The 22,640-nt window shown below is 70.3% G+C and carries 25 protein-coding genes and 4 pseudogenes; 23 read left to right on the top strand and 6 right to left on the bottom strand.

The features are described from left to right. Positions 1-508: 508 nt before the first annotated feature. From ACZ6ZQ_RS00075 to ACZ6ZQ_RS00110, 8 genes and pseudogenes are all read left to right on the top strand, one after another. The gene (locus ACZ6ZQ_RS00075; protein ID WP_469766260.1) at positions 509-1,660 is read left to right on the top strand and encodes an LLM class flavin-dependent oxidoreductase; all 1,152 of its coding nucleotides are present in this window, start codon (positions 509-511) and stop codon (positions 1,658-1,660) included. Further along, positions 1,657-2,193 (top strand): GNAT family N-acetyltransferase, encoded by a 537-nt coding sequence (locus tag ACZ6ZQ_RS00080; protein WP_469766261.1) that lies wholly within the window; start codon positions 1,657-1,659, stop codon positions 2,191-2,193. Before ACZ6ZQ_RS00075 ends, ACZ6ZQ_RS00080 begins: the two co-directional genes overlap by 4 nt. Then, positions 2,190-3,146, top strand: coding sequence for an ABC transporter substrate-binding protein (locus tag ACZ6ZQ_RS00085; protein WP_469766262.1), 957 nt, complete (start codon positions 2,190-2,192; stop codon positions 3,144-3,146). Before ACZ6ZQ_RS00080 ends, ACZ6ZQ_RS00085 begins: the two co-directional genes overlap by 4 nt. 21 nt (positions 3,147-3,167) lie before the next feature. Continuing rightward, the gene (locus tag ACZ6ZQ_RS00090; protein WP_469766263.1) at positions 3,168-4,190 is read left to right on the top strand and encodes an amino acid ABC transporter permease; all 1,023 of its coding nucleotides are present in this window, start codon (positions 3,168-3,170) and stop codon (positions 4,188-4,190) included. Further along, on the top strand, positions 4,187-4,993 hold the full coding sequence (locus ACZ6ZQ_RS00095) for an amino acid ABC transporter ATP-binding protein (RefSeq protein ID WP_469766264.1): 807 nt from the start codon (positions 4,187-4,189) through the stop codon (positions 4,991-4,993). Before ACZ6ZQ_RS00090 ends, ACZ6ZQ_RS00095 begins: the two co-directional genes overlap by 4 nt. Positions 4,994-5,026: 33 nt before the next feature. Continuing rightward, positions 5,027-6,010, top strand: coding sequence for an ABC transporter substrate-binding protein (locus tag ACZ6ZQ_RS00100; protein ID WP_469766265.1), 984 nt, complete (start codon positions 5,027-5,029; stop codon positions 6,008-6,010). Positions 6,011-6,099: 89 nt separating this feature from the next. After that, positions 6,100-6,666 (top strand): NADPH-dependent FMN reductase, encoded by a 567-nt coding sequence (gene ssuE / locus ACZ6ZQ_RS00105; RefSeq protein WP_469766266.1) that lies wholly within the window; start codon positions 6,100-6,102, stop codon positions 6,664-6,666. Between the two features lie 38 nt (positions 6,667-6,704). Further along, positions 6,705-6,894, top strand: a pseudogene (locus tag ACZ6ZQ_RS00110) (LLM class flavin-dependent oxidoreductase); the annotation flags it as partial. An 84-nt stretch (positions 6,895-6,978) separates the two neighbouring features. Here ACZ6ZQ_RS00110 and ACZ6ZQ_RS00115 read toward each other — a convergent pair. Continuing rightward, complete coding sequence (locus ACZ6ZQ_RS00115) at positions 6,979-7,830, bottom strand: formylglycine-generating enzyme family protein (protein WP_469766792.1); 852 nt, start codon at positions 7,828-7,830, stop codon at positions 6,979-6,981. A 257-nt stretch (positions 7,831-8,087) separates the two neighbouring features. Between ACZ6ZQ_RS00115 and ACZ6ZQ_RS00120 the strand changes: the two genes are divergently transcribed. The 10 genes and pseudogenes from ACZ6ZQ_RS00120 (at position 8,088) to ACZ6ZQ_RS00165 (ending at position 16,002) form a co-directional block, all read left to right on the top strand. Next, positions 8,088-8,318 (top strand): hypothetical protein, encoded by a 231-nt coding sequence (locus ACZ6ZQ_RS00120; protein WP_469766267.1) that lies wholly within the window; start codon positions 8,088-8,090, stop codon positions 8,316-8,318. A gap of 436 nt (positions 8,319-8,754) precedes the next feature. Beyond that, positions 8,755-9,714: a glutathione S-transferase C-terminal domain-containing protein gene (locus ACZ6ZQ_RS00125; protein WP_469766268.1), complete on the top strand. Its 960-nt coding sequence runs from the start codon at positions 8,755-8,757 to the stop codon at positions 9,712-9,714. Between the two features lie 106 nt (positions 9,715-9,820). Next, complete coding sequence (locus ACZ6ZQ_RS00130) at positions 9,821-9,928, top strand: putative leader peptide (RefSeq protein ID WP_469766793.1); 108 nt, start codon at positions 9,821-9,823, stop codon at positions 9,926-9,928. A 74-nt stretch (positions 9,929-10,002) separates the two neighbouring features. Next, positions 10,003-10,335: pseudogene (locus ACZ6ZQ_RS00135) on the top strand (LLM class flavin-dependent oxidoreductase); the annotation flags it as partial. Next, positions 10,330-10,542: pseudogene (locus tag ACZ6ZQ_RS00140) on the top strand (F420-dependent methylene-tetrahydromethanopterin reductase); the annotation flags it as partial. The pseudogenes ACZ6ZQ_RS00135 and ACZ6ZQ_RS00140, both read left to right, overlap by 6 nt. Continuing rightward, positions 10,539-11,678 carry an LLM class flavin-dependent oxidoreductase gene (locus ACZ6ZQ_RS00145; protein ID WP_469766269.1) on the top strand — a complete coding sequence of 380 codons (1,140 nt, stop codon included), beginning with the start codon at positions 10,539-10,541 and terminating at the stop codon, positions 11,676-11,678. The pseudogene ACZ6ZQ_RS00140 and the gene ACZ6ZQ_RS00145, both read left to right, overlap by 4 nt. Positions 11,679-11,694: 16 nt before the next feature. Then, positions 11,695-12,819, top strand: a complete 1,125-nt coding sequence (locus ACZ6ZQ_RS00150) for an LLM class flavin-dependent oxidoreductase (RefSeq protein ID WP_469766270.1) — start codon at positions 11,695-11,697, stop codon at positions 12,817-12,819. Positions 12,820-13,570: 751 nt separating this feature from the next. Continuing rightward, a pseudogene (locus ACZ6ZQ_RS00155) lies at positions 13,571-14,578 on the top strand (heavy metal translocating P-type ATPase); the annotation flags it as partial. Positions 14,579-14,647: 69 nt separating this feature from the next. Next, the gene (rpmF, locus tag ACZ6ZQ_RS00160) at positions 14,648-14,818 is read left to right on the top strand and encodes a 50S ribosomal protein L32 (protein WP_360583757.1); all 171 of its coding nucleotides are present in this window, start codon (positions 14,648-14,650) and stop codon (positions 14,816-14,818) included. Further along, entirely contained in the window at positions 14,815-16,002 is a 1,188-nt protein-coding gene (locus ACZ6ZQ_RS00165) for a GTP-binding protein (RefSeq protein ID WP_469766271.1), read from the top strand. The genes rpmF and ACZ6ZQ_RS00165 overlap by 4 nt, the downstream gene beginning before the upstream one ends. 123 nt (positions 16,003-16,125) lie before the next feature. Here the strand turns inward: ACZ6ZQ_RS00165 and ACZ6ZQ_RS00170 are convergent, their stop codons facing one another. From ACZ6ZQ_RS00170 to rpmB, 4 genes are all read right to left on the bottom strand, one after another. Then, positions 16,126-17,346, bottom strand: coding sequence for a GTP-binding protein (locus ACZ6ZQ_RS00170; RefSeq protein ID WP_469766272.1), 1,221 nt, complete (start codon positions 17,344-17,346; stop codon positions 16,126-16,128). 37 nt (positions 17,347-17,383) lie between these two features. Further along, entirely contained in the window at positions 17,384-17,839 is a 456-nt protein-coding gene (locus ACZ6ZQ_RS00175; protein ID WP_469766273.1) for a Fur family transcriptional regulator, read from the bottom strand. A gap of 168 nt (positions 17,840-18,007) precedes the next feature. Then, a complete protein-coding gene (rpsN, locus tag ACZ6ZQ_RS00180) occupies positions 18,008-18,313 on the bottom strand; it encodes a 30S ribosomal protein S14 (protein ID WP_469766274.1) in 306 nt (101 codons plus the stop codon). Next, on the bottom strand, positions 18,313-18,549 hold the full coding sequence (gene rpmB, locus ACZ6ZQ_RS00185) for a 50S ribosomal protein L28 (RefSeq protein ID WP_360583748.1): 237 nt from the start codon (positions 18,547-18,549) through the stop codon (positions 18,313-18,315). Before rpmB ends, rpsN begins: the two co-directional genes overlap by 1 nt. A 69-nt stretch (positions 18,550-18,618) precedes the next feature. On the opposite strand from rpmB, the gene rpmG reads away from it, so the two are divergent. From rpmG to rpsR, 4 genes are read left to right on the top strand one after another with little or no spacing between them, the layout of a single operon-like run. Beyond that, positions 18,619-18,783, top strand: coding sequence for a 50S ribosomal protein L33 (gene rpmG, locus ACZ6ZQ_RS00190; RefSeq protein WP_055601144.1), 165 nt, complete (start codon positions 18,619-18,621; stop codon positions 18,781-18,783). Positions 18,784-18,815: 32 nt separating this feature from the next. Next, positions 18,816-19,061, top strand: coding sequence for a type B 50S ribosomal protein L31 (locus tag ACZ6ZQ_RS00195; protein ID WP_469766275.1), 246 nt, complete (start codon positions 18,816-18,818; stop codon positions 19,059-19,061). Further along, positions 19,061-20,212: a CobW family GTP-binding protein gene (locus tag ACZ6ZQ_RS00200; protein WP_469766276.1), complete on the top strand. Its 1,152-nt coding sequence runs from the start codon at positions 19,061-19,063 to the stop codon at positions 20,210-20,212. Before ACZ6ZQ_RS00195 ends, ACZ6ZQ_RS00200 begins: the two co-directional genes overlap by 1 nt. A 34-nt stretch (positions 20,213-20,246) precedes the next feature. Next, the gene (rpsR, locus tag ACZ6ZQ_RS00205) at positions 20,247-20,483 is read left to right on the top strand and encodes a 30S ribosomal protein S18 (RefSeq protein ID WP_469766277.1); all 237 of its coding nucleotides are present in this window, start codon (positions 20,247-20,249) and stop codon (positions 20,481-20,483) included. A gap of 117 nt (positions 20,484-20,600) precedes the next feature. Here the strand turns inward: rpsR and ACZ6ZQ_RS00210 are convergent, their stop codons facing one another. After that, positions 20,601-21,221: a GNAT family N-acetyltransferase gene (locus ACZ6ZQ_RS00210; protein WP_469766278.1), complete on the bottom strand. Its 621-nt coding sequence runs from the start codon at positions 21,219-21,221 to the stop codon at positions 20,601-20,603. Between the two features lie 124 nt (positions 21,222-21,345). Here ACZ6ZQ_RS00210 and ACZ6ZQ_RS00215 point away from each other — a divergent pair, with 124 nt between their 5' ends. Next, a complete protein-coding gene (locus ACZ6ZQ_RS00215; protein WP_469766279.1) occupies positions 21,346-22,620 on the top strand; it encodes an ATP-grasp domain-containing protein in 1,275 nt (424 codons plus the stop codon). The last annotated feature ends 20 nt before the right edge of the window (positions 22,621-22,640 follow it).

Raw genomic sequence — 22,640 nt, forward strand, 5'->3', positions numbered from 1 at the left:
GATCGTATGGGCGCACCGCGCGCATGTGTCAACCACACCCAGGACTGCTCGACGCCGGTCCGGCATCCGGGCCGCAGTTGACGAGAAGCGAGATGTACTGCTCAATTGGTCGCATGAATGCCGAGCAGCGCCTGGTCACCCGTGACCACATCGACTTCGGTCGGGTGTGGTCCGCCGCGTGTTGCGCCTGATGCGGCAACGGGCCGTCTGACCGGCCCTTCCCTCCCTCGGTGACCCCGTCGCGCCGAGTCCCTCCCTTCGCAGCACCGTCGTAGGAACGCGCTCAGCAGTCGCTGAACCCGCGTGCGGACGGTTCTGCGAGACCTGACACGCGCTGCCGCCGCCGTACCTCGCCCGAGGCCCATGCCCCGGCGTCATCACACCTGCTCACCACCTGGTTCCAGCACCCTGAAGCGCCGTCACACCCGGCCGCGCCGAGGGCTGCTCGGCCGTGCCCGCGTGCTGCCCCGGCACGGCACCAGAAGGACTTGAGGAAAGGCCATCTCCCATGCCAGTGGAGTTCCTTGGCATCGCCGCCACCAACGACGGCTCCGAAACCACCCCGCGCTCCGGAGCCGCCTTCGACAAGGAGTTCACGCTCCGGCTCGCCCGGGCGCACGAGGACCACGGCTGGGACCGGGTGCTGTTCGCCTACGGCTCCGGATCGCCCGACCCGGCGCCAGCCGCCGCCTACATCGCGAGCAGGCTGGACCGCCTCCAGATCCTCCTCGCCCATCGGCCCAACGTCTCCTACCCCACCTTCGCCGCGAAGACCTTCGCCACCCTCGACCAGATCAGCGAGGGCCGGCTGACCGTGCACTTCATCACCGGCGGCAACGACCGCGAGCAGGGCCGCGAGGGCGACATCCTCACCAAGGACGAGCGTTACGCCCGCACCCGTGAGTACATCGAAATCGTCAAGAAGATCTGGACCACCCATGAGCCCTTCGACCACGAGGGCGAGCACTACCGCTTCCACGACTTCGTCAGCGACGTCTTCCCCGTCCAACAGCCTCGCCCGAACGTCTCGTTCGGCGGCTCCTCGCCCGCCGCGTACGCCGCGGGAGGCGCCGAGGCCGACATCTACTGCCTCTGGGGCGAGCCGCTGGCGAAGACCGCCGAGCAGATCAAGGCGGTGAAGGCCGCCGCGAAGGCCGCGGGTCGCACCGATGTGCCGCGCATCCAGGTGGCGTTCCGCCCGATCATCGCCCCGACGGAGGAGCTGGCCTGGGAGAAGGCCCACCGCACAGTCGGCGCGATCAGGGCCCGCAAGGAGAACGGCGAGCCGGTCACCAAGCGCCACAACGGGCATGCCCAGCCGCAGGCTGCAACACCTCAAAACGTCGGCTCGCAGCGGCTGATCGCGATTGCCGAGGCGGGGGAGCGCTACGACCGCGCCCTGTGGACCCCTACAGCCGCCGCGACCGGTGGTGCGGGCAACTCCAACGCCCTGGTCGGTACGCCTGGGACGGTCGCCCAGGCGCTTCTCGACTACTACGACCTGGGCGTGGACATCCTCTCCGCCCGCGGCTACGACCTGCTGGGCGACGCGATCGACTTCGGGCGTTACGTGATCCCGATCGTCCGCGAGGAGGTCGCCAAGCGCGACGCCGAGCGGGCGGCACGCGGCCCGCAGACCCTCGCGGCGGTGAGCGGATGACCTCCGTGGCACAGCCGCCCTCGTCCTCGGTCGACCCGACGGTCATTCAAGTGACCGTGGCTGACCCGCGGGTGAGACCGTTGCTGCGCGAACTCGGCGACGAGTACTCGTCCCGCTATGGCAAGGACGCGCACACCGAACTCGCCCGCTACCCCGACGAGGCGTTCACTGCCCCGTACGGCGGCGTCCTGCTTCTGCTCCTCGAAGGCGGTGAGCCGGTCGCGGGCGGTGCCTTCCGCCGGTACGACCAGATCACGGCCGAGCTGAAGCGGATCTGGACGCACTCCGCCCACCGCCGACGCGGTCTGGCTCGTCGCGTCGTCGCCGAACTGGAGCGCGAGGCGGGCACCCGCGGCTACCGGCGGATCCACCTGACCACCGGCCCGCGCCAGCCCGAGGCCCGCGGCCTGTACCTGGCCACCGGCTACACCCCGCTGTTCGACACGGAGGCCGACCCGGAAACCATCGGCCTGCTGCCCTTCGAAAAGCACCTGCCAGTCGCAACACGCCAAGGGAAGGCGGCCAACCTGTGAACGTCCGTGGCATCAGAACACGTCTGCGCATCGCCGCCCCCATCGCGCTGCTGCCCGTACTGGCGCTGACCGCCTGTGGCTCCGGCGACACCTCCAGCACCATACCGGCGGGCGCTCAGGCATCCCCCACGCCGACCGACGACCCGGTCGTCGCCGTACGCAAGGTGGACTCCGTCGCCGCCCTGCTGCCTGCCGACGTCCGCAAGGCGGGCACGCTGCGGGTCGGCAGCTCGATCGGATTCCCGCCCGGGGCGTACTACCCGAACGGGCAGGACAAGCCGCCCGCCGGCCAGGACATCGACCTCGCCGACGCGGTGGCCAAGGTCCTCGGCGTCAAGCTGGAGCGGCAGGACGCTTCCTTCGAGACGATCCTGCCCGCCCTCGGCAGCGGCAAGTACGACTTTGGCACCGGCAACTTCGGCGTCACCACCGAACGCCTGAAGACCGTCGACTTCGTCACCTATATCAACGACGGCCAGGGCTTCGCGGTGAAGAAGGGCAGCACCACGCTCAAGACGAAGGTCACCGACCTCACCCAGCTGTGCGGGCTGACCATCGGCGCCGGCGCCGGCACCACCTTCGAGGCGACCCTCACCGCACAGAAGGGGGTGTGCGCCAAGGCGGGCAAGAAGCCGTACGACGTGAAGGTCTACTCGGAGAACGGGGCGACGCTCACCGCGCTCCAGCAGGGTCGGATCGACGTGATCATGTCGACCATCAATGGCCTGCGCTACCAGGCGGCACAGCCCGCCGCCCAGACCACCTTCCTCGGCGAGTACCACCGCCTCGACGTCGGCTTCGCCTTCCAGAAGGGCTCCCCGCTCACCAAGGCGTTCCAGGCCGCTGTCAACGAGCTGATCAAGGACGGCACCTACGCCCGGATCCTCAAGAAGTGGGGCACCACCGCCTCCGCGATCGAGACGTCGCAAATCAACCCGCCCGAGCACACATAAGAGTTGAGCAGGAACACAACGATGGGATCGATTACCGACACCGCGCCGCCCGGCGCCGCCGTCCCGGGCACCGGCCCCGAGGCCCCGCCCGCCCCGGACGACCCGGCCACGCTCAAGGTCGTACCCGCCCGCCACTACGCCCGCTGGGCGGCGGCCCTGGCCGTCATCGTGCTGGCCGCCCAGTTCGTGCACGGACTGGTCACCAACCCGGTCTGGGAGTGGAACGTCTTCCGCGCCTACTTCCTGTCCGAGACGATCGTCCAGGCGGTGTGGGTGACCCTCCAGCTCACCGCCTACGCCACCGTGCTGGGCTTCCTGCTCGGCACCGTCCTGGCCTTCATGCGGCTGTCGCGCAGCCCCGTGCTGCAGACCGTCGCCTGGACCTACATCTGGATCTTCCGGTCCATCCCAATGATCGTCCAGCTGGTGTTCTGGTTCAACCTGAGTGCGCTGTATGAGGAGTTGGGCTTCGGCATCCCCTTCGGCCCGGTGTTCTGGTCCGTCGAGAGCAACAGCATCATCGGCACCATGGGCGCGGCCATCATCGGGTTGACGCTCCACCAGGCCGCCTACGCCGCCGAGATCGTCCGCGGCGGCGTCATCGCCGTCGACCACGGACAGCTGGAGGCCGCCGCCGCGCTGGGCATCCCCCGGCTGCGGCAGATCCGCCGGATCGTGCTGCCGCAGGCCATGCGCGCCATCCTGCCCACGGCCGGCAACGAGATCATCGGCCTGCTCAAGGGCACCTCGGTGGTCTACGTGATGTCCATCGGCGAACTGTTCTACCAGGTGCAGGTGATCTACGGCCGCAACGGCCGGGTGATCCCGCTGCTGCTGGTCGCCACCGCCTGGTACGTGGTCCTCACCTCTCTGCTGTCGATCGCCCAGTACTACGTGGAGCGCCGCTACGCCCGGGGCGCCAACCGCATGCCGCCGCCCACCCCGATCCAGCGCGCCCGGCGCTTTGTCCACAACGTGCGGGCGGCGGCCGCCCAGCGCAACCAGCCCGTTCTACCGCTGAAGCCCTTGGGAGCCAGCCGATGAGCGACGTGACGGTGGCCGTCAAGGACGCGAGGCCGACGGTCGACGGCGTGATGGTGGACGTCCGCGGCGTCCACAAGAGCTTCGGCCCGCTGGAGGTGCTGCGCGGCGTCGACCTTCAGGTCCGGGTCGGCGAGGTCACCGTGATCCTCGGCCCGTCCGGCTCCGGGAAGTCCACGCTGCTGCGGACCATCAACCACCTGGAGAAGGTCAACCGTGGCTGGATCAGCATCGACGGCGAGCTCATCGGCTACCGCCGCTCCGGGGGCAAGCTGCACGAGTTGAAGGAGAAGGACGTTCTGAAGCAGCGCACCAACATCGGGTTCGTCTTCCAGAACTTCAACCTTTTCCCGCACCTGACCGTGCTGGAGAACCTCGTCGAGGCACCGGTCTCCGCGTTGCGCCGCCCGCGGAAGGAGGCGGAGGAGACCGCCCGTCGGCTGCTGGAGCGGGTCGGACTCGCCGACAAGACCGACGCCTATCCACGTCAGCTGTCCGGAGGCCAGCAGCAGCGCGTGGCCATCGCCCGCGCGCTCGCCCTCGAACCCAAGGTGCTGCTCTTCGACGAGCCCACCTCGGCGCTCGACCCGGAACTGGTCGGCGAAGTCCTCGACGTCATCAAGGACTTGGCCCGCTCCGGAACCACCATGATCGTCGTGACCCACGAGATCGGCTTCGCCCGCGAGGTCGCCGACACCGTGGTGTTCATGGACGGCGGTGTCGTCGTGGAGCAGGGGCCGCCCGCGGCCGTCCTGGACGACCCGCAGCACGAGCGCACCCGCGCCTTCCTCTCCAAGGTCCTCTGACCACCCCCCTTTCCGCAAGCAAGGAGCACGACTGTGTCCACCTCGATCACCCGCCGCACGACCGCAGCCGCGCTGGGACTGACCGCCGCCCTCGTTCTCGCCGCGTGCAGCAACCCCGACGACGGCGGCACGACCGAGGTCGCGGCCACGTCGGGCAGCAAGACGAAGATCAACCTGAGCCCCGACCAGGACCGCGTCACCACGGACAAGGTCGACTCCATAGCCGCCGAGGTCCCGGAGGAGATCCGCAAGAGAGGCACCCTGGAGATCGTCGACTCGTCCGGCTCCGCGGCGCCGCTGACCTTCTTCGCCACCGACAACAAGACCGTCATCGGTGTCGAGCCCGACATCGCTTCTCTGGTCGCCGACGTGCTCGGCCTCAAGCTGCACATCAACACGGTCTCCTGGGAGAACATCTTCGTCGGCCTGGACAGCGCCAAGTACGACGTCGGCTTCAGCAACATCACCGTTACCGAGGAGCGCAAGGAGAAGTACGACTTCGCCACCTACCGCGAGGACAACCTGGGCTTCGAGGCGAAGAAGGGCAGCGGTCTGAAGATCACCGGGCCCGAGGACGTGGCGGGCAAGACCGTCGCCGTGGGCAGCGGCACCAACCAGGAGAAGCTGCTGATTGAGTGGAGCAAGGAGAACGAGAAGGCCGGCCGCAAGCCGGTGAACATCAAGTACTACCAGAACGACAGCGACACCTACCTCGCCCTCCAGTCCGGCCGCATCGACCTCTACCTCGGCCCCAACCCGACCGCCGCCTACCACGCGGCCACCACCGGGAAGACGGAGGTCGTCGGCACCTACTCCGGCGCCGGCGCCACCCTCCAGGGCCTGATCGCGGCCACCACCAAGAAGGACAGCGGCCTGGTCAAGCCGCTCGCCGACGCGCTCAACGAGGTCATCGACAACGGCACCTACGCGAAGGTGCTTCAGCGCTGGGGCCTGTCCGACGAGGCCGTGACCAAGTCCGAGATCAACCCGCTCGGCCTGCCCAAGACCAACAAGTAGCCGTCGCAGGATGCGGGGCCGCAGCACGCCGCGGTACCCGGCCCCGCACCGCGACCCCACGAAAACCTCACGCTCCCGAAGGGTCCGCCATGGCCACCGTCCTGTCCGTCTCCGGAAGCCCCTCCGCCACCTCTCGTACCGCCCGGCTGCTGCGCCACCTGGACCGGCGGCTCACGGCCCAGGGACACGAGGTGATCCCGCTGGACGTCCGCACCATCCCCGCCGAGGCGCTGCTCGGTGCCGACTTTCGGCACCCGGCGATCGTGGAGGCGACCGAGTTGTTCGCCCGCGCCGACGGGGTCGTGATCGGCACGCCCGTTTACAAGGCCGCCTACTCCGGGCTGCTGAAGTCCCTGCTGGACCTGCTGCCGCAGTACGGCCTGGTCGACAAGACGGTCCTGCCGCTGGCGACCGGCGGGACCACGGCACACGTCCTGGCGATCGACTACGCCCTGCGTCCGGTGCTCAGTTCCATGGGTGCCGCGCACATCGTCCAGGGCTGGTTCACGCTCGACAAGGACATCGCGGTGGGCGACGACGGCACCCTGACCGTCGCGCCGGGCCCGGCTGAGGCCCTCGCCCAGGTCGTTGACCAGTTCTCCGAAGCCCTCGGCAGCCGTACGGCCCTGCTGTCGGCCGCCGGACGAGCAGCTTGACCGTGACCGCCGACGACGAGCGAAAGGGGTGAGCCTCCATGAGCCTCACCTTCCACTGGTTCCTGCCCACCAACGGCGACAGCCGTCATGCCGTCGGGGGAGGCCACGGCACCCCGGTCACCGACGGCCGGCGGTGACCGGCCGCCGAGCATCGGCTACCTCACCCAGATCGCCCGCGCCGTCGAGGACCTCGGCTTCACCGGCGCGCTGAACGTGCCCGGGTGCTGGCAGGACTGCCGGCAGGTGGTGGCACGCACCCATGGCCGGGTGGTCCTGACCGCAATCTCGGGCTGAACGGCCGTACCACCCGCTTCAGCCTTGAGGGCCGTCCGTCGCGTCTGCTGCCACTCGGAAGCCGATGTTGCCCGTGGAGCTGTCCGGGGTGTTGGAGCTGCGCGCCGCCACCCGGTAGCGGTTGCAGTACGAGTCATGGCACAGATACGACCCGCCGCGCATGACCCGGGAGGTGCCGGTCGGCGGACCCGTCGGGTTCGTGCGCGGGCCGGAGTGGTGGAAGCTCACGCTGAACCAGTCGGAGCACCACTCCCAGACGTTGCCGACGGTGTTGTACAGGCCGTAGGCGTTGGGGCGGTACGACTTCACCGGGACGGTCCCGAGGTGGCCGGTATGGGTGCTGGGGAAGATCCCCTCGTAGGTGTTGAGCATCTGCCGTCCGCCCGGGGCGAGTTCGTCGCCCCAGGGGTAGCGGGCCTGCTTCAGGCCGCCGCGGGCGGCGTACTCCCACTCGGCCTCGGTGGGCAGCCGGGTGCCTGACCACTCGCAGTACGCTTGCGCGTCGTTCCAGGAAACATGGACGACAGGGTGGTTCTGCCGGGAGGCGATGGAGGAACAGGGGCCTTCGGGGCGCTTCCAGGTGGCGCCGGACACCGCACGCCACCAGGGCACCTCCGGCACCGGCTGCGAGGCGTCGGCGAGGTCGTCCGGCAGCAGGCCGTGGAAGGCGAAGGAGAGTCCGAAGCGCTCGGCTTCGGTGATGTAGCCGGTCGCCTTGGCGAAGGTGGCGAATTGGGCGTTGGTCACCGTGGTCGGCGCGATCCGGAAGGGGGCGACCTCGACCTCGCGGATCGGGCCCTCGCCGTCGGCCGGGAAGCCATCCACGTCCTCGGTGCCCATGAGGAAGCGCCCGCCGGGCAGGTCGATCAGCTGCCGGGCCGCTCGGTGTGCGGGCGCGGGCTTCGGGGGCGCCGCGAGCTCGAGTCCGACGGCCGTGGCCGAGCCGTGGCCGGATCGCCGGCGCCGGCTACGGCGGACTTGACCGGGCCGCCGGGGTGCTTGCGCTCAGCCAGTCCGCGGTCAGTCAGCACGTACGACGCCTGGAGTAGTCCCTAGGACTTCCCGTCGTCGAACGTTACGGCCGCTGGACCCGGTTCACGTCCACGCGTCCAACTGCTGGAGGAGGCGTGCCGAGAGCCCTCACCGAGCCGGCCGCCCGTCGCACCTCGGCCACCGTGGTCGCCGAGGCCGGATACCTGGCAGGCGCCCTGGACGCGGCCCGTGCCGGGCTCGGCTCCCCGCTGCTCGCCGTCCCCGGCGGGCGGAAACCAGACGGGCTCACCTCGCGCAGGGATCTCCCTGCGGTTCCGCCGGTCCGGCTCAGTGCACTGGCGCGACGGGCTCCGATCCCTCCCTGACCGGGGCCGCCGTCGAGGCCGTGCGCGCCCTGCTCGCCTCCTGAGAGGCGGACCGGGCGGCATGACGCCCTGCTCCCATCATGTGAGGCACCGGGCGAAGGTGAGAAGGCCCTCTTGACGACGCTTGAAGGCCGCCTGACACTCCAGAGCAGAGATCCCTAGTAGACGGGTAGGAAATGATGGAGCGTCTGGAGTCGGCCGCCGACCGCGCCGTGCGCGCGGGGCGGTCGTCTCTCCTCCTGACGTCCCGCCGCCACATCGATCTCCTGCGTGTCTGCAGCGCGGCGAGCCCTCGGCGCTGAACCGGCGGTGCCCCATCGGCACCGCATCCCCGCCGCGTAGGGGTACGCGCCGACGCCGCCGCGTCCATCACCCTACGTGCGCCGCCCGCCGCACCTCTGAGAACCAGAAGCCGGACCCGGCCCCAGGGAGACACATGCCCGCCGCACCCCTGACCACCACGCCGTCCCTCCGCTCCCTGCCCTCGTTCCGGGGCAGGATCGGCTGTGACGTGAGCAGCGGCTACTACGCCGTGTCGCGCCGCTATCGCCTCCATCTCTCGCTGTCCTGCCCCCACTGTCTGCGGATCGCCATCACACACAGCCTGCTCGGTCTGGAAGAGACCCTCCCGGTGGTGCTGCTGCCGGCCGTGCCCGACAGGCCCGACGGCGGACACTCCGCTCTGCGCCCGTTGTACGAGGCCAGTTCGCACCGGCATCCCGGACCAGCCGCCGCACCGGTGCTCAGCGACGACTGGACGGGACGGATCGTCAGCACGCACACCCCGGACATCCTGAGCGACCTGGCCCGGCGCTTCGCCGGTGACGGCCCCGGCCAGCCCGCGCTGTACCCGCACGGCACGGAGGCGGAGATCGAGGCCGTCGAACGCCTCTGCGAGTACCGCATCAACGAAGCCGCACAGCACGCCGGGCAGGCCGGCGCCGACGCCACGGCGCGCCACACCGCCCTCGGTTCCCTGCTCCGCGCCCTGGGCTCACTGGAGTGGCGGCTCGCCCACCAGGACTTCATCCTGGGCGACGAAATGTCCGCCGCTGACGTGCAGTTGTGGGTGACCCTGGTTCAGCTCGACACCGTGCACCGACTGCACCTGGACGCCGCCGCGGTGCACCGTATCGCCGACCATCCGCACCTATGGGCCTACGCACGGCGACTGGCCGCCCATCCCGCCTTCGGCCGACGCCTCGACCTGGACGGCATCGCCCGCAGGCACCATGCCCACTGCCAGGGACTGGAGGCCGCAGGGGCGGCCGTGCAGATATTGGACTGGGCAGTTCACATCGCGGACGGTGCCGCCGCTCAGCCCTGCCAGGAGCCTCTGGACGGTTTCATGGAACCGCAACACGCTCTCCACCTTCATCCGTCCAACTCCTCCTAGCCTGCGACGACACGGGCTCTGCCATGCCGGAGCACGGCAGGCCCCAATCCGAGCAGGACAAACAGCCGGAAGAGCGGAGGTGACGGTATTGTCCCCCGTTTCCCGCGTGCTCGTCCCGGCTGCCGAGGCTCTCGTCGCGCGCAGCTGTGTCCGCCTGTACTCCCGGCCCCACATCGATCTGCAACGGGTGGCCGGCGCCCTCTGTTGTTCCTGACCTGTTCCCCGCCAGCGAGCCCTCCTTGGGAGGGCTGGTGATCACATAAGGTCGACCAGGAAGGCACCCTTTTCGTGTCCGCATCTCCCCCTCTTCACCTTGCCGTGGCGCTGGACGGCACCGGCTGGCACCCGGCTGCATGGCGTGAGCCGGGCGCCCGGCCCCACGACCCGTTCACTGCCGGTTACTGGGCCGACCTCGTGAAGGAGGCCGAACGCGGCCTGCTCGACTTCGTGACGTTCGAGGACGCGCTCGGGCTGCAGTCCTCGCACCTCACGGAGCCGGACGGGCGCACCGACCAGGTGCGGGGTCGGCTGGACGCGGTGCTGGTCGCCGCCCGGGTCGCACCGCTGACCCGGCACATCGGGCTGGTGCCGACGGTGGTCGCCACGCACACCGAGCCGTTCGTCCAGACGGACGCCGCCGACGGATTCATCCTGGTCCCGCACATCACCCCCGGCGGCCTCGACGAGTTCGCCGACACCGTCGTCCCGCTGCTCCAGGAACGCGGCGTGTTCCGCCACGACTACACCGGCACCACACTCCGCGACCACCTCGGCCTGGCACACCCCGACGCCCGCGCGGAGGCGGAGACCCGGCGGGCGGCGTCGTGAAGTTCCTGGCCATCACCCTCATCGTGCACGCCCCGGATCCGGTGACCGGAGTCCAGAAGTCCACCAACGAGCGCTTCCGCGAGGTGATCGACAACGCGCTGCTGGCCGAGGAACTCGGATTCGACGGATTCGGCGTCGGCGAACGCCACGAGCGGCCATTCATCTCCTCCTCACCACCCGTCGTGCTCAGCCACATCGCCGCGCTCACCTCCCGGATCCGCCTGTTCACCGCCGTCACCACCCTCAGCCTGCTCGACCCGGTACGCACGTACGAGGACTACGCGACCCTGGACCACCTGTCCGCGGGCCGACTCGACCTGATCATCGGCAAGGGCAACGGCACCGCCCAGCGCGAGCTGTTCAACGTCACCCTCGAGGACCAGCGGGACCGTAACGCCGAGAGCTACGAGCTGTTCCGCCGCATCTGGCGGCAGGACAAGGTGAGCGCCTCCCCGCGCTACCGTCCCGAGCTGACAGACGCCGAGGTGTGGCCCAGACCGCTCCAGCAGCCCATCCGGGTCTGGCAGGGCAGCGCGACCAGCCGGGAGTCGGTCGACCTCGCCGCCGGCTACGGAGATCCGCTCTTCTCAGCCAACGTCACCCACCCGATCGAGCCGTACGCCGAACTCATCCGCCACTACCGAGAACGCTGGGAGCACTACGGCCACGACCCGGCTCAGGCCGTCGTCGGAGCAGGGACGGCCGGCTACTACGCGGCCCCCACCTCGCAGGAAGCGATCGCCGCCTACCGGCCGGTCTTCGAGGGCTATCTCGCGTTCCAGAAGCAGCTGGGAGTCGAGCCGGTGTTCGCCACGCTGGAGGACTTCGTCGAACGCAGCTCGGCGCTGATCGGCAGCCCGCAGCAGGTGATCGACAAGGTGCACCGCTACCACGAGCAGTTCGGACACAGCGTGCTCCATCTGCACGCCGACGCAGGCGGCCTCACTCAAGCCCAGCACCGCGCCTCACTCGAACTCTTCCAGTCCGATATCGCTCCCGTTCTACGACGCGACATCCCCGACCCGCCGTTCCCCTGGACTCCGGTCACCGCCGAGCCCGAGCCCGAGCCCGGCCCCGAACCTGAGCCCGAGTCCGTATCCGCGCCCGCACCGGCACCCGCGCCCACCGACCGCTGAGGAGCACCACCCGACCATGTCCGGCATCCCTCTCGGGGTCCTCGACCTCGTCCCGATCCCGTCCGGCTCCACCGCCACAGAGGCGCTGCGCAACACCATCGACCTCGCCCGGCAGACCGAGCGGTTCGGCTACACCCGCTACTGGTTCGCCGAGCACCACCTCAACCCGGGCGTGGCCGGGACCTCTCCCGCCGTTGTCCTGGCCCTGACCGCCTCCGCGACCTCCACGATCAGGATCGGCTCCGGGGCCGTACAGCTCGGTCACCGCACCGCCCTGTCCACCGTCGAGGAGTTCGGGCTGATCGACGCCCTGCACCCCGGGCGACTCGACCTGGGCCTCGGCCGCTCGGGCGGACGTCCCCCTGGACAGACGGCAGGGCCCCGGCCGACCACGACCCCCGTCGTCGACGGGCGTGCCCCCAATGGGCTGAAGATCCCGCCACGTTTCTCCTTCGAGCACCTGATCGGTTCGCCCCGTTTCCTGCTCCAGCAGCTCCTGCACCAGCCGGGCGCCGGCCCCCAGGACTACGGCGAGCAGGTCGACGACATCCTCGCGCTCCTGCGCGGCGACTACCGCTCCCCGGACGGGGTCGAAGCACACGCCATCCCCGGCGAGGGTGCCGCGGTGCAGGTATGGATCCTCGGCAGCAGCGGCGGACAGAGCGCCGACGTCGCGGGCCGCAACGGCCTGCGTTTCGCGGCCAATTACCACGTCAGCCCGGCCACCGTACTGGAAGCAGCCGAGGGCTACCGCGCCGCCTTCCAGCCGTCCGACCACCTCGACAAGCCCTACGTCAGCGTCTCCGCCGACGTCGTCGTCGCCGAGGACGACGAGACCGCCCGCGAACTGGCCACCGGCTACGGCCCGTGGGTCCGCAGCATCCGCACCGCCGAGGGCGCCATCCCCTTCCCGACCCCGGAGCAGGCCCGCGCTCACACCTGGACCGATGCGGACCGGGCCCTGGTCGCCGACCGTGTCGACACCCAGTTCGTCGGCTCCCCGGGGCACGTCGCCGACCAACTCGAACAACTGCAGGAGGCCACCGGCGCCGACGAGCTGATCATCACCACCATCACCCACGACCACGCCGACCGCGTGCGCTCCTACCAACTCCTCGCAGAGGAGTGGCAACGCCGATGAGCAGGTCGCGGCCCGGCTCCTGATGCCGAGTGGCCGGCTCGCCGACTCTCGCCGAGCCCGGCGCTCAGTCTTTGCTGGATCGTAGTGGTGCGGGTTCGGCCGGTCCGCTTGCTCGGCTTCTGGTGGTTTCCCCGGCAGGCCACGAACGTGTCTTTCGACCGCTCGCCGGGCTTCCTCCTTTGTCGCTCGCGGAGTTCGCGGCGCTGTGCCACGCGGGATGTCTGATCGGTTCGGCGGTCTTCAAGTTCGCGGCGCTTCAGGTAGAAGACGTCCTCTGCTCGTTGCTCGGTCCCCCGCGCTGGCCAGCCGTCTGCCGGTCTCAAGGTACGTGGCGCGCAGCAGCGCCAGGACGCGCTGGAAGTGGAACACGGTGTCGTCGACATGAGCGGCATGGCTCTGCCCGACCCGGAGGACCGGCGGGCCAGGAAGCCGTTGGGGCCGCGCAGCGTCCGGACCAGGTCTTCTGCCTCGGTTCGCGCGCGGCCCGAGTGCCTCAGGCGTTCGTCGGGGCTGGTCTGGCTGTGGCGGGCCATCGCGAGGTACTGGTGGAGGAGCTCCGGCGACTCACGCAGTGTCGGATGCAGGGGGTCGGCGCCTTCCACGAAGTGGCCGAAGCGCGCCGGGTAGGCGTCGGTCCCGCCGGTGTCCGCGGCCTGCCGCACATCTCGTTCGGCCTCCAGCAAGAGGCTGTCGTTGTCGCGGAAGAGAACCAGGGGCGTTGTCGCCGCGCGGGTGACGGCTCGGCCGGGTCACCGCCGTCGTTTTCGACAAGACCGGCACCTTGACCTTCGGTAAGCCTCTCGTCACCAGCGTGGTCGCCCTCAGCGAGGAGTTCACGGCCGACGAGGTGCTGAGCCTTGCCGCCTCCGGTGAGCTGCACGCCCGCCACCCACTCGCCCAGGCCATTGTCGCCCGCACCGAGGAACAGCACCTGCACATCACGATCCACCAGGCGTGCGAGGTCGTCCTCGGCATGGGTATGCGCGCCGAACTCGACGGCACCCGGCTGCTGGTGGGCAGCCCCGCCCTGCTGCGCCAGAACGGCGTAGGGCTGACAGAGAAGGCCCAGGGCTGGAACGACCGCTTGAGGAGCGGCGGCGAGACCGTCATCTGCCTGGCCCACCACCAGGACCTGATCGGCATGCTCGGGGTCTCCGACGCGGTACGCGCCGGAGCCGAGACCGTCATCCAGCAGCTGCGCGAGCTCGGCGTCGCCCGCCTGATCCTGCTCACCGGCGACGCGCCGGAGACCGCCCAGGTCGTCGCCGACACGCTCGGCATCACCGAAGTGCACGCGCACGCCCTGCCGGAGGCGAAGCTCCAGCTGATCCGCGACCTCCGGGCGGAGGGCCACACGGTCGCGATGGTCGGCGACGGCACCAACGACGCCCCGGCCCTCGCCCTCGCCGACGTCGGCATCACCATGGGCGAACACTCCTCACACGTGGCTCTGGAGACCGCCGACATCGCCCTCGCCGGAAACGACCTGCGCCAGGTCGCCGCCGTCGTCGAACTCAGCCGCCACACCCTACGCGTCGTACGGCAGAACTACGGCCTCGCGATCGGCGTCAACCTGCTCGGCCTGGTGGCCGGGGCCGGTGGCTCCATGAACCCGGTCATCGCCGCCCTGCTGCACAACACCAGCAGCATCGCCGTGGTCGGCAATTCGGCCCGGCTGGTCAACCACACCCCGCACCTGCCGCGCGTGGGAGACGACGTCCTGCGGGCGGCCCCTCTGGAGGACCGCAGGGTGCACTGACTCTTTTGGTAATGGAATCCATTTCCAGGTAGAGTGTCGGTCGTTCCCTTGCTCCCCCGGAGGTAGTTCATGGCCGTCCCCAAGCGGAAGATGTCCCGCAGCAATACGCGTCACCGCCGCGCCCAGTGGAAGGCCACGACGCCTCAGCTCGTGCCCCTGACGGTGGACGGCTCCGTGTACCTCGTACCGCAGAGGCTGCTGAAGGCGTACGAGCGCGGTCTGCTGCGTCCCGAGGGATGAGCGTGAGGGGTGACACCGCCGACCGGCGGCTGCCGGTGACCGTGCTGTCGGGCTTTCTCGGGGCAGGCAAGACCACGCTGCTCAACCACGTGCTGAGCAACCGTGGCGGCCTGCGGGTAGCGGTCATCGTCAACGACATGAGTGAGATCAATATCGACGCGGCGCTGGTGAGCGGTGGCGAGGCGGCGCTGTCGCGGACGGAGGAGCGCCTGGTCGAGATGACCAACGGGTGCATCTGCTGCACCCTGCGCGACGACCTGCTCGAGGAGGTCGAAAGGCTCGCCCGCGAGGGCCGCTTCGACTATCTGCTCATCGAGTCCAGTGGCATCTCCGAGCCGATGCCGGTCGCCGCCACCTTCGCGTTCCCGCGCGACGACGGCGCAACCCTGGGTGATCTGGCCCGCCTGGACACGATGGTCACCGTCGTCGACGCCGCGAACTTCCTCCCCGAGCTCGCGGGCGGCGACGGTCTGGCCGATCGCGGCCTCGACCAGTACGAGGAGGACGAGCGGACGGTCAGCGACCTGCTGATGGACCAGATCGAGTTCGCCGACGTGATCGTCCTCAACAAGCTCGACCTGGTGGAGCCTGAGGACGCCGCGCGTCTGCGTGCCGCCCTGACGCGGTTGAATCCGGCGGCCCGCCTGCTGACCGCCGTCCGGGGCCAGGTGGCGTCCGGCGACATCCTGGGGACCGGCCTCTTCGACCTGGAGCGTGCGCAGGAAGCGCCGGGGTGGGTCATGGAACTCAACGGCGACCACGTGCCGGAGACCGAGGAGTACGGGATCTCCAGCATCGTCTTCCGCTCCGAGCGGCCGTTCCACCCGGGCCGGCTGTTCACCTTCGTGACGAAGGGGCTCGGCAGCGGCACGTACGGCACGATCCTCCGCTCCAAGGGCTTCTTCTGGCTGGCCAGTCGACCGCATGTCACCGGCCTCTGGTCGCAGGCCGGTTCCGTCGCCCGCTTCGAACCGTCCGGTGTCCGTGACGGCGACGGCCAGGGGCAGGAACTGGTGTTCATCGGCACCGGCTTGCGCGCCGAGGCGCTGCGGGCGGCCCTGGCCGGCTGCCTGATGGCCGAGGGTGAGAGCGTGCCCGCCGACGACCCCTTCCCCGGCTGGGACACGTACGGCATCGAGGACGCCTGCGAACACGAGCACTCCGCGCTCGCGCAGTCGGCCTGACAGACTCCGGGTCGGGCGGTGGTCGCAGCCACGGCACCGCTCGACCCGGCTTCGACAGACTGAAGGCACCTCGCAACGGCGAGGTGCCTTCAGGCGTTGGCGCGGGTGCACGCACCCCATGGCTCAGCGGTCTTCGGTCTCGCTGAGGAGCGGATCGTTCATGGCGCTCCAGCCCTCGGGGCCGAGCGAGAGTTCACTCTCGGTCAGCAGAGCGCTGTCCAGGGCGCCGGCGATGCGGTTCAGGTCGAGGCCCGCGCCCGTGAACGCGATCTCGTTGCGGCGTTCGCCGTAGTAGTCGTCCCAGAACCAGCAGGCCAGCGTGCGGCGTTGCGGGGTAGCAGCCTCCCATGCCGGGGACGCCGGCGCCTCCAGCCAGCGGTCGGCCTCGCGGATCTCCAGGTGGCCACCGGCCGAGCGCCAGGTGACGACGGCATCAGGCCGGCTGGCGAGCCAGAGATGGCCGCGGCTGCGCACTACGCCGAGCATGGCGTCGCCGAGGGCATCGGCGAGCCGCTCGGGGTGCAGGGGGCGGCGGGAACGCCAGACGACGGAGGAGACGGCCTGGTGGGTTTCGGGGTACGCGTACGGGTAGGTCACGGCATCGAGCCGGGACTCCCACGCCTCTCGCGCCTGCGCGGGAACCTGCGGGCGGGTCAGGACCCGGCCCGACGCTGGCTGCCGGGCGGCGATCCGGCCGAGGGTGATCATACCGGCACGGGGATTGAGGTGCCGCATGAGCGCATTGGCTGCCTGGCCGGGTTCCTGGCTCCCCGGTGACGCGTCCGTCAGGACGAGGGCGTCGGCCGCCTCCACCTGCCGGGCGGCGGCCTCGGCCGGAGTGAGCGGCTCGCCCTGGGCGTCGCCGCCCCAGACCCGTACCGCCCGGTGTACGCAGGCGATGTCCGCCAGGAAGACGGCCGGGTCGACGCCGACGAGGACCGGAGTGGCATCGTAGTGGTCCTCCAGGCTGTCGGCGCCGGTCCGGGTTCGCCACAACTCGGCCAGGAAGGGAAGAACATCGACGTGCTCGGGCAGCGCCAGGACGACATGGACGTCCTTCGTGGCCCGGCGGAGCGCGACCAGGTCCTGACGCAGGATCACCACGGGGTCGCCGGTCGCGCCCAAGGACGTCGGCACCGCCGACCGGGCGCCGCTGGTGGTCATCAGGCGCTGGACCACCGGGTAGCCGCCGGAGGGGCCGTCCTCGACCGACACGGAGAGGACCACCACCTCCGGGCTTGCCTGGAGCAGCTGTTCGACCAGACCTCCGCGGATCTCGGGGGAGTTCCCGGCGACCACGCTCAGCAAGCCCTTCGGCGTACCGGTCGTCCGATGGAAGATCATGCGGGGCCCTTCGATGAAAGCAATTTCGGTGGGAATGTCATGTTTTGCTGTGCAGGCACCGGCGGCAGGTCCCCGTCACGCTCACGGCATGCCGTACGTCGTGAAAGCCGTAGCGGCTGCCCAGTCCCGCGAGCCACTCCTCAAGTGCCTCCGAGGTGAACAGGACGCCCTCGCCGCACCCGCGGCATTCCAGACGGTGTTCGTGACTGTCGGGCAGAAGGCGGTACGCCTTTCCGGAGGGCACGTGCACGACTTCGAGCAGGTCGGCGGCGTCGGCGGATCGCAGGATTCGGTAGACCGTGGAAAGGCCCGCGCCGGACCCCTGGATGACGCTCAGGATGTGCAGTTGCCGGGCCGTGAGGAATCGGCCTGCCTCTTCGAGGATCTTCAGCACCTCGGTTTGCCGGTCCATGGTTCGTCGGTCGCCGGTTCTCCGGCGGCCCGTGACGGCCGAGGTCGCGTAGGAGGGGAGCTGAGGAGTGTCGGTGCTCATGGCCGCCTCCTGTCCGCCCGATGTACGGGCGTGTCCGGGCGTCTCGTTCGGTGGTCGACGTCGTGGGCGCCTCGGCTGTGGCTTGAGGCCGGGGTCTCGGCCGGGCACTCCACCGCATCCTCGCGGTGGAGTGCCCAGAGCCGAGGTGCGCACGTCACCCCGGGGGGATCACCAGGAGGACTTCGTCACGCCGGGCAGGAAGCCGGCGTGCGCCTGCTGCCTGGCGCGGACCCGGGAGAGGCCGAACTTGCGGAGGTAGCCGCGGGGTCGGCCGTCGACGCTGTCGCGGTTGCGGACCCGGGTCGCGCTGGCGTTGCGCGGCTGCCTGCTCAGTTCCGCCTGAGCGGTCCGGCGTTCCTCGGCGGTCGACGGGGGGCGGCGGATGATCTCCTTCAGTTCGGCCCGCCGGGCGGCGTAGCGCTCGACGGTCTCCTTGCGCTTCTCGTTCTGCGCGATCTTGCTCTTCTTCGCCATCAGACCTTCACCCCTCGTGCCCGGATCCTTGCCACGGCCGCCTCGATGCCGATCACATCCACCGTCTTGATCGCCTTGGTGCTGAGGGTCAGACGGACGTGCCGACCCTCGCTGGGCAGCCAGTAGCGCTTGCGCTGGATGTTCGGGTCGAAGCGACGCGAGGTGCGCCGGTGGGAGTGGGAGATCGTGTTGCCGAAGCCCGGCTTGGCGCCGGTCAGTTGGCAGTGGGCGGACATGGGTGTTACCTGCCTCTCTCTGCGGCCATCACGTATTGGTAATGAAAACCGTTGCCATATACTAGCCTCATGGCACGCAACGAACTCCGCCCGGTCATCAAGCTCCGCTCCACGGCGGGCACCGGCTTCACGTACGTCACCCGTAAGAACCGGCGGAACAACCCCGACCGGCTGGTGCTGCGCAAGTACGACCCCATGGCCCGCCGCCACGTCGACTTCCGCGAAGAGCGCTGAACCCAAGCCGTAACCACCGAAAGGTCCCCGCCATGAAGCCCGGCCTGCACCCCGCCTACGGCCCCGTCGTCTTCCGCGACACCGCCTCCGGCACCGCTTTCCTCACCCGCTCCACCATGACCAGCCAGAAGACGATCGAGTGGGAGGACGGCCACACCTACCCGGTCGTCGACGTGGAGATCTCGTCCGCGAGCCACCCCTTCTACACCGGCACCGCCCGCGTCATGGACACCGCCGGCCGCGTCGAACGCTTCGAGCGCCGGTACGGGGCCCGCTGATGGCGCAGGACCCCCGACTGCCCGTCGTGATCGTCGCCGGGCTCCACGCCGAGGCCCGCAAGGAGGTCGTCGACCGCCTCCTTCGAGCCGTCCCCGGCAGCGTCGCTCTTCATCACGACCTGACGGGTGCGCCGGACGGCGCGGTGCGGCGCCTGATCCGCCACGCCTCCGGGCTGCTGTCCGAGGAGGGGACGCCCCTGGTCAACGACTGCGCGTGCTGCGCGCTGCGGGAGGACCTCGTACCGGAGCTGGAGCGGCTGGCCGGCGCCGGCCTGACCCGGCTCGCGGTGGTCGAACTGTGGGACTCGGTCGAGCCCAAGGCGATGGCCGAAGTCGTCGCGGCGCACGCCGGTGAGGACATGGTCCTCACCAACGTGATCACGGCGGTGGACCCGGCTCTCGTGCTGCCGTATCTCGGCAATGGCGACGACCTCGCCGAGGGCGGCCTGGCAGCCGCCCCCACCGATCGGCGCACTGTCGGAGACACCTTCGCCCGTCAGCTGGAGTACGCGCCCGTCCTCGCCCTCGTCGACAACGAAGAGGCCGACGACGAGGACCACGCGCTGCTCGCCCAGCTGCACCCCACCGCCCGCCAAGTGGCGGCCGACTCGGGCGACCTCGCCGAGGCGGCCTTCACCGGCTTCGATGTGGAGGCCGCCGCGGCGGCGCAGCACCCCGCGTGCGCGCTGCTGCCCCAGGACGCGGACGACGCCGGTGTCACCACACTCGTCTGGCACCGCCGGCGCCCCTTCCACCCCGAGCGCCTGTACCAGGCCCTTGAGGACCTGTGCTGCGCTGCCGCGCGCAGCCGCGGCCGGTTCTGGCTGGCCGACCGGCCCAACACCCTGCTGGCCTGGGACGCCGCGGGCGGCGCGCTGTGTGTGGAGAGTGCCGGCCCCTGGCTCGCTTCCCTGCCCGACGCCGCCTGGGAGATGGTCCCGCCGATGCGCCGGGCCGCCGCGGCCATGGACTGGCATCCCGAGCACGGCGACTGCTGCCAGCACCTGGTCTTCACCTCGCCGGGGCTCGACCGCGACGGCCTGGAACAGCTCCTCGAATCCTGCCTCCTCACCGACGAGGAGTACGCGGCGGGGCCGGACGGCTGGAAGCACCTCCCCGCCGCCTTCGACTCCCTCCTCGACGCTTCCTGACCCACGAACGACTCGACCAAGAAGGACGACCCTCATGGCTCGCCGCCAGGATGCCCGCAAGCCCGTGAAGGCCCGCCCCAACCCGCTCGACGCGGCCGGGATCACGTACATCGACTACAAGGACACCGACCTGCTGCGGAAGTTCATCTCCGACCGCGGCAAGATCCGCAGCCGCCGCGTCACCCGGGTCACCGCCCAGCAGCAGCGGCAGCTCGCCGCCGCCATCAAGAACGCCCGCGAGATGGCGCTGCTGCCGTACGTCAGCCGGTAGGGCCTCATCGCGGGCGGAGGAAGGCCCCCCGGTAGTGGTCACGACCACTACCGGGGGGCCTTGGGCCGTCGGCGATGAAGGCGGCGGACATCACACGCGCCGTCGGCGAGTGACGGGTCACATGACGCCGGCCGGCTGCCGGCCCGGTCCCGTTCCCTGTGCGGGGTCCGCTCCCGGTGCCAGGAGCGGCATCTCGAAATGGACGGTCCCGAATCCGCCGTGCTCACCCGTGGCGCGGGCGTCGAAGACCTCGGTGGCCATGCCGCGCCAGAAACCCTCCGCACCCGGGATGTCGACGTTGGTGTGCAGGTAGATGCGTTCGTAGCCGGGCACCGACGCGGCGAACGCGCAGGCGGTGTGCACCATCGCGCGGGCCAGCCCGTGCCGCCGGTGCTCGGGGCGTACGTACACGCGCAGCAGCTGCGCGGTCCGTCCCGAGGGGTAGCGCTCGACGAGGCTTCGCGGGTGCGGCGGATGTGTGGGGCCGCGGGAGTTGAGGGCGGTGGTGCCGACCACCTCGCCGTCGTCGCTCACGGCGACGACGAGGGTGTGCCGCGGGTTCCGCAGGTATGTGCCGTCGAGGTCGACGACGTCGGGGTGCCAGGTCGGCACGTACCCGTAGCCGAACTCCCGGTAGAAGGTGTCCAGCATGACGCTCCGGGCGCCGGCCAGGTCCTCGGCCCTCGCGTGCCGCACCGTGTACGGCCCGACTCTCTGATGTCGCGTCAGCTCTTCCATCGCTTGCTGCCTCTCCTGCTTCGGGGGTCCGCAGGCTACCCGAAAAAATCTCTATTGGAAATGAAAACGATTTCCGATAGCGTGGGGGTCGCACAGCGCCGACGGCAGTCTGAGAGGAAATCCGGTGGGACATCTGCTGGTGATCGAAAGCTGGGTGGGGTCGATGAGCAGGCTGCTGCCCAGGGCGATCCGCGAAGACGGGCACGAGTTCACCTTCGTCACCCGCGACCTGCACCACTACCTGCGCTCGGCCCCCGCGGGTGACGGGCCGCACCCGCTGCTCACGGCCCGCAACGTCATCACGGCGGACACCAACGACACGGACGCCCTCCTCGCGCGGATCGAGGGCCTGCACGCCGTCCTCGGCTTCGACGGGGTGGTCTCCTCCTGCGACTACTACCTGCCGGCCGTTGCGCACACCGCCGCGCGGCTGGGCCTGCCCGGACCTGCCCCGGAGGCCGTCGAGGCGGCGTGCCGCAAGGACCTGACGCGCCGTATGCTCGGCGAAGCCGACGTGGCCGGACCCCGCTTCGCGATCTGCGAGGGGGCCGGGGAGGCGGCCGTCGCCGCCGCCGAGATCGGCTACCCGCTCGTCGTGAAGCCCGTGGACCTGTGCGCGGGCATGCTGGTCCGCGCGGTGCGCGACGAACGCGAACTGGAGCTCGCCTGCCAGGCCCTCGCCGCGTTCCCCGTCAACGCGCGCGGCCAGGACCGCGCCCCTGTCATCCTGCTCGAAGAGCTGCTGCAGGGGCCTGAAGTCAGTGTCGAGACCGTCTCCTTCGGGGGCGCCACCCACGTCGTGGGCGTCACCGACAAGAGCATCGGCGGAGCGCCCGCCTTCATCGAGACCGGCCACATGTTCCCGGCCGGCATCGAGGAGGCCCTGGCCTCGGAGGCCGCCGAGACCGCGCTGCGGGCGGTCAAGGCACTCGGGCTGGACCAGGTGGTCTGCCACACCGAGATCAAGCTCACGCCCGACGGGCCCCAGGTAGTCGAGGTCAACCCCCGCCCGGCCGGCAACCGCATCACCGAACTGGTCCGCCATGTCACGGGCATCGACCTGGCGACCGCCTGCGTGGACGTGGCCCTCGGCCGCGCGCCCGACCTCACGCCGCGAGCGACCGGCGTGCGCAGCGCCGCCATCGCCTTCCTCCTGCCCGACTCCGCAGGAGTCCTCGCCGGCATCGAGGGGGCCGAGGCCCTCCGCGCCCGGCCCGAGGTGCTGGAGCTCACCCTCGCCGAGCCGGGCCGCACCGTGCGGGCCGCCACCAGCAACAACGAGTACCTCGGGCACGTCATGACCGCCGACACCGAGGGCGGCGGCGCCCGTGAGGACGCCGAGCGGCTGCTGGCCGAGCTGCGCACGTGTTACGAGCCCTCCGCGGCGGTGCCCGCGTGACCCTGTCCGCCCCTCACGCG

The organism is Streptomyces sp. NPDC053673, from assembly GCF_055585225.1.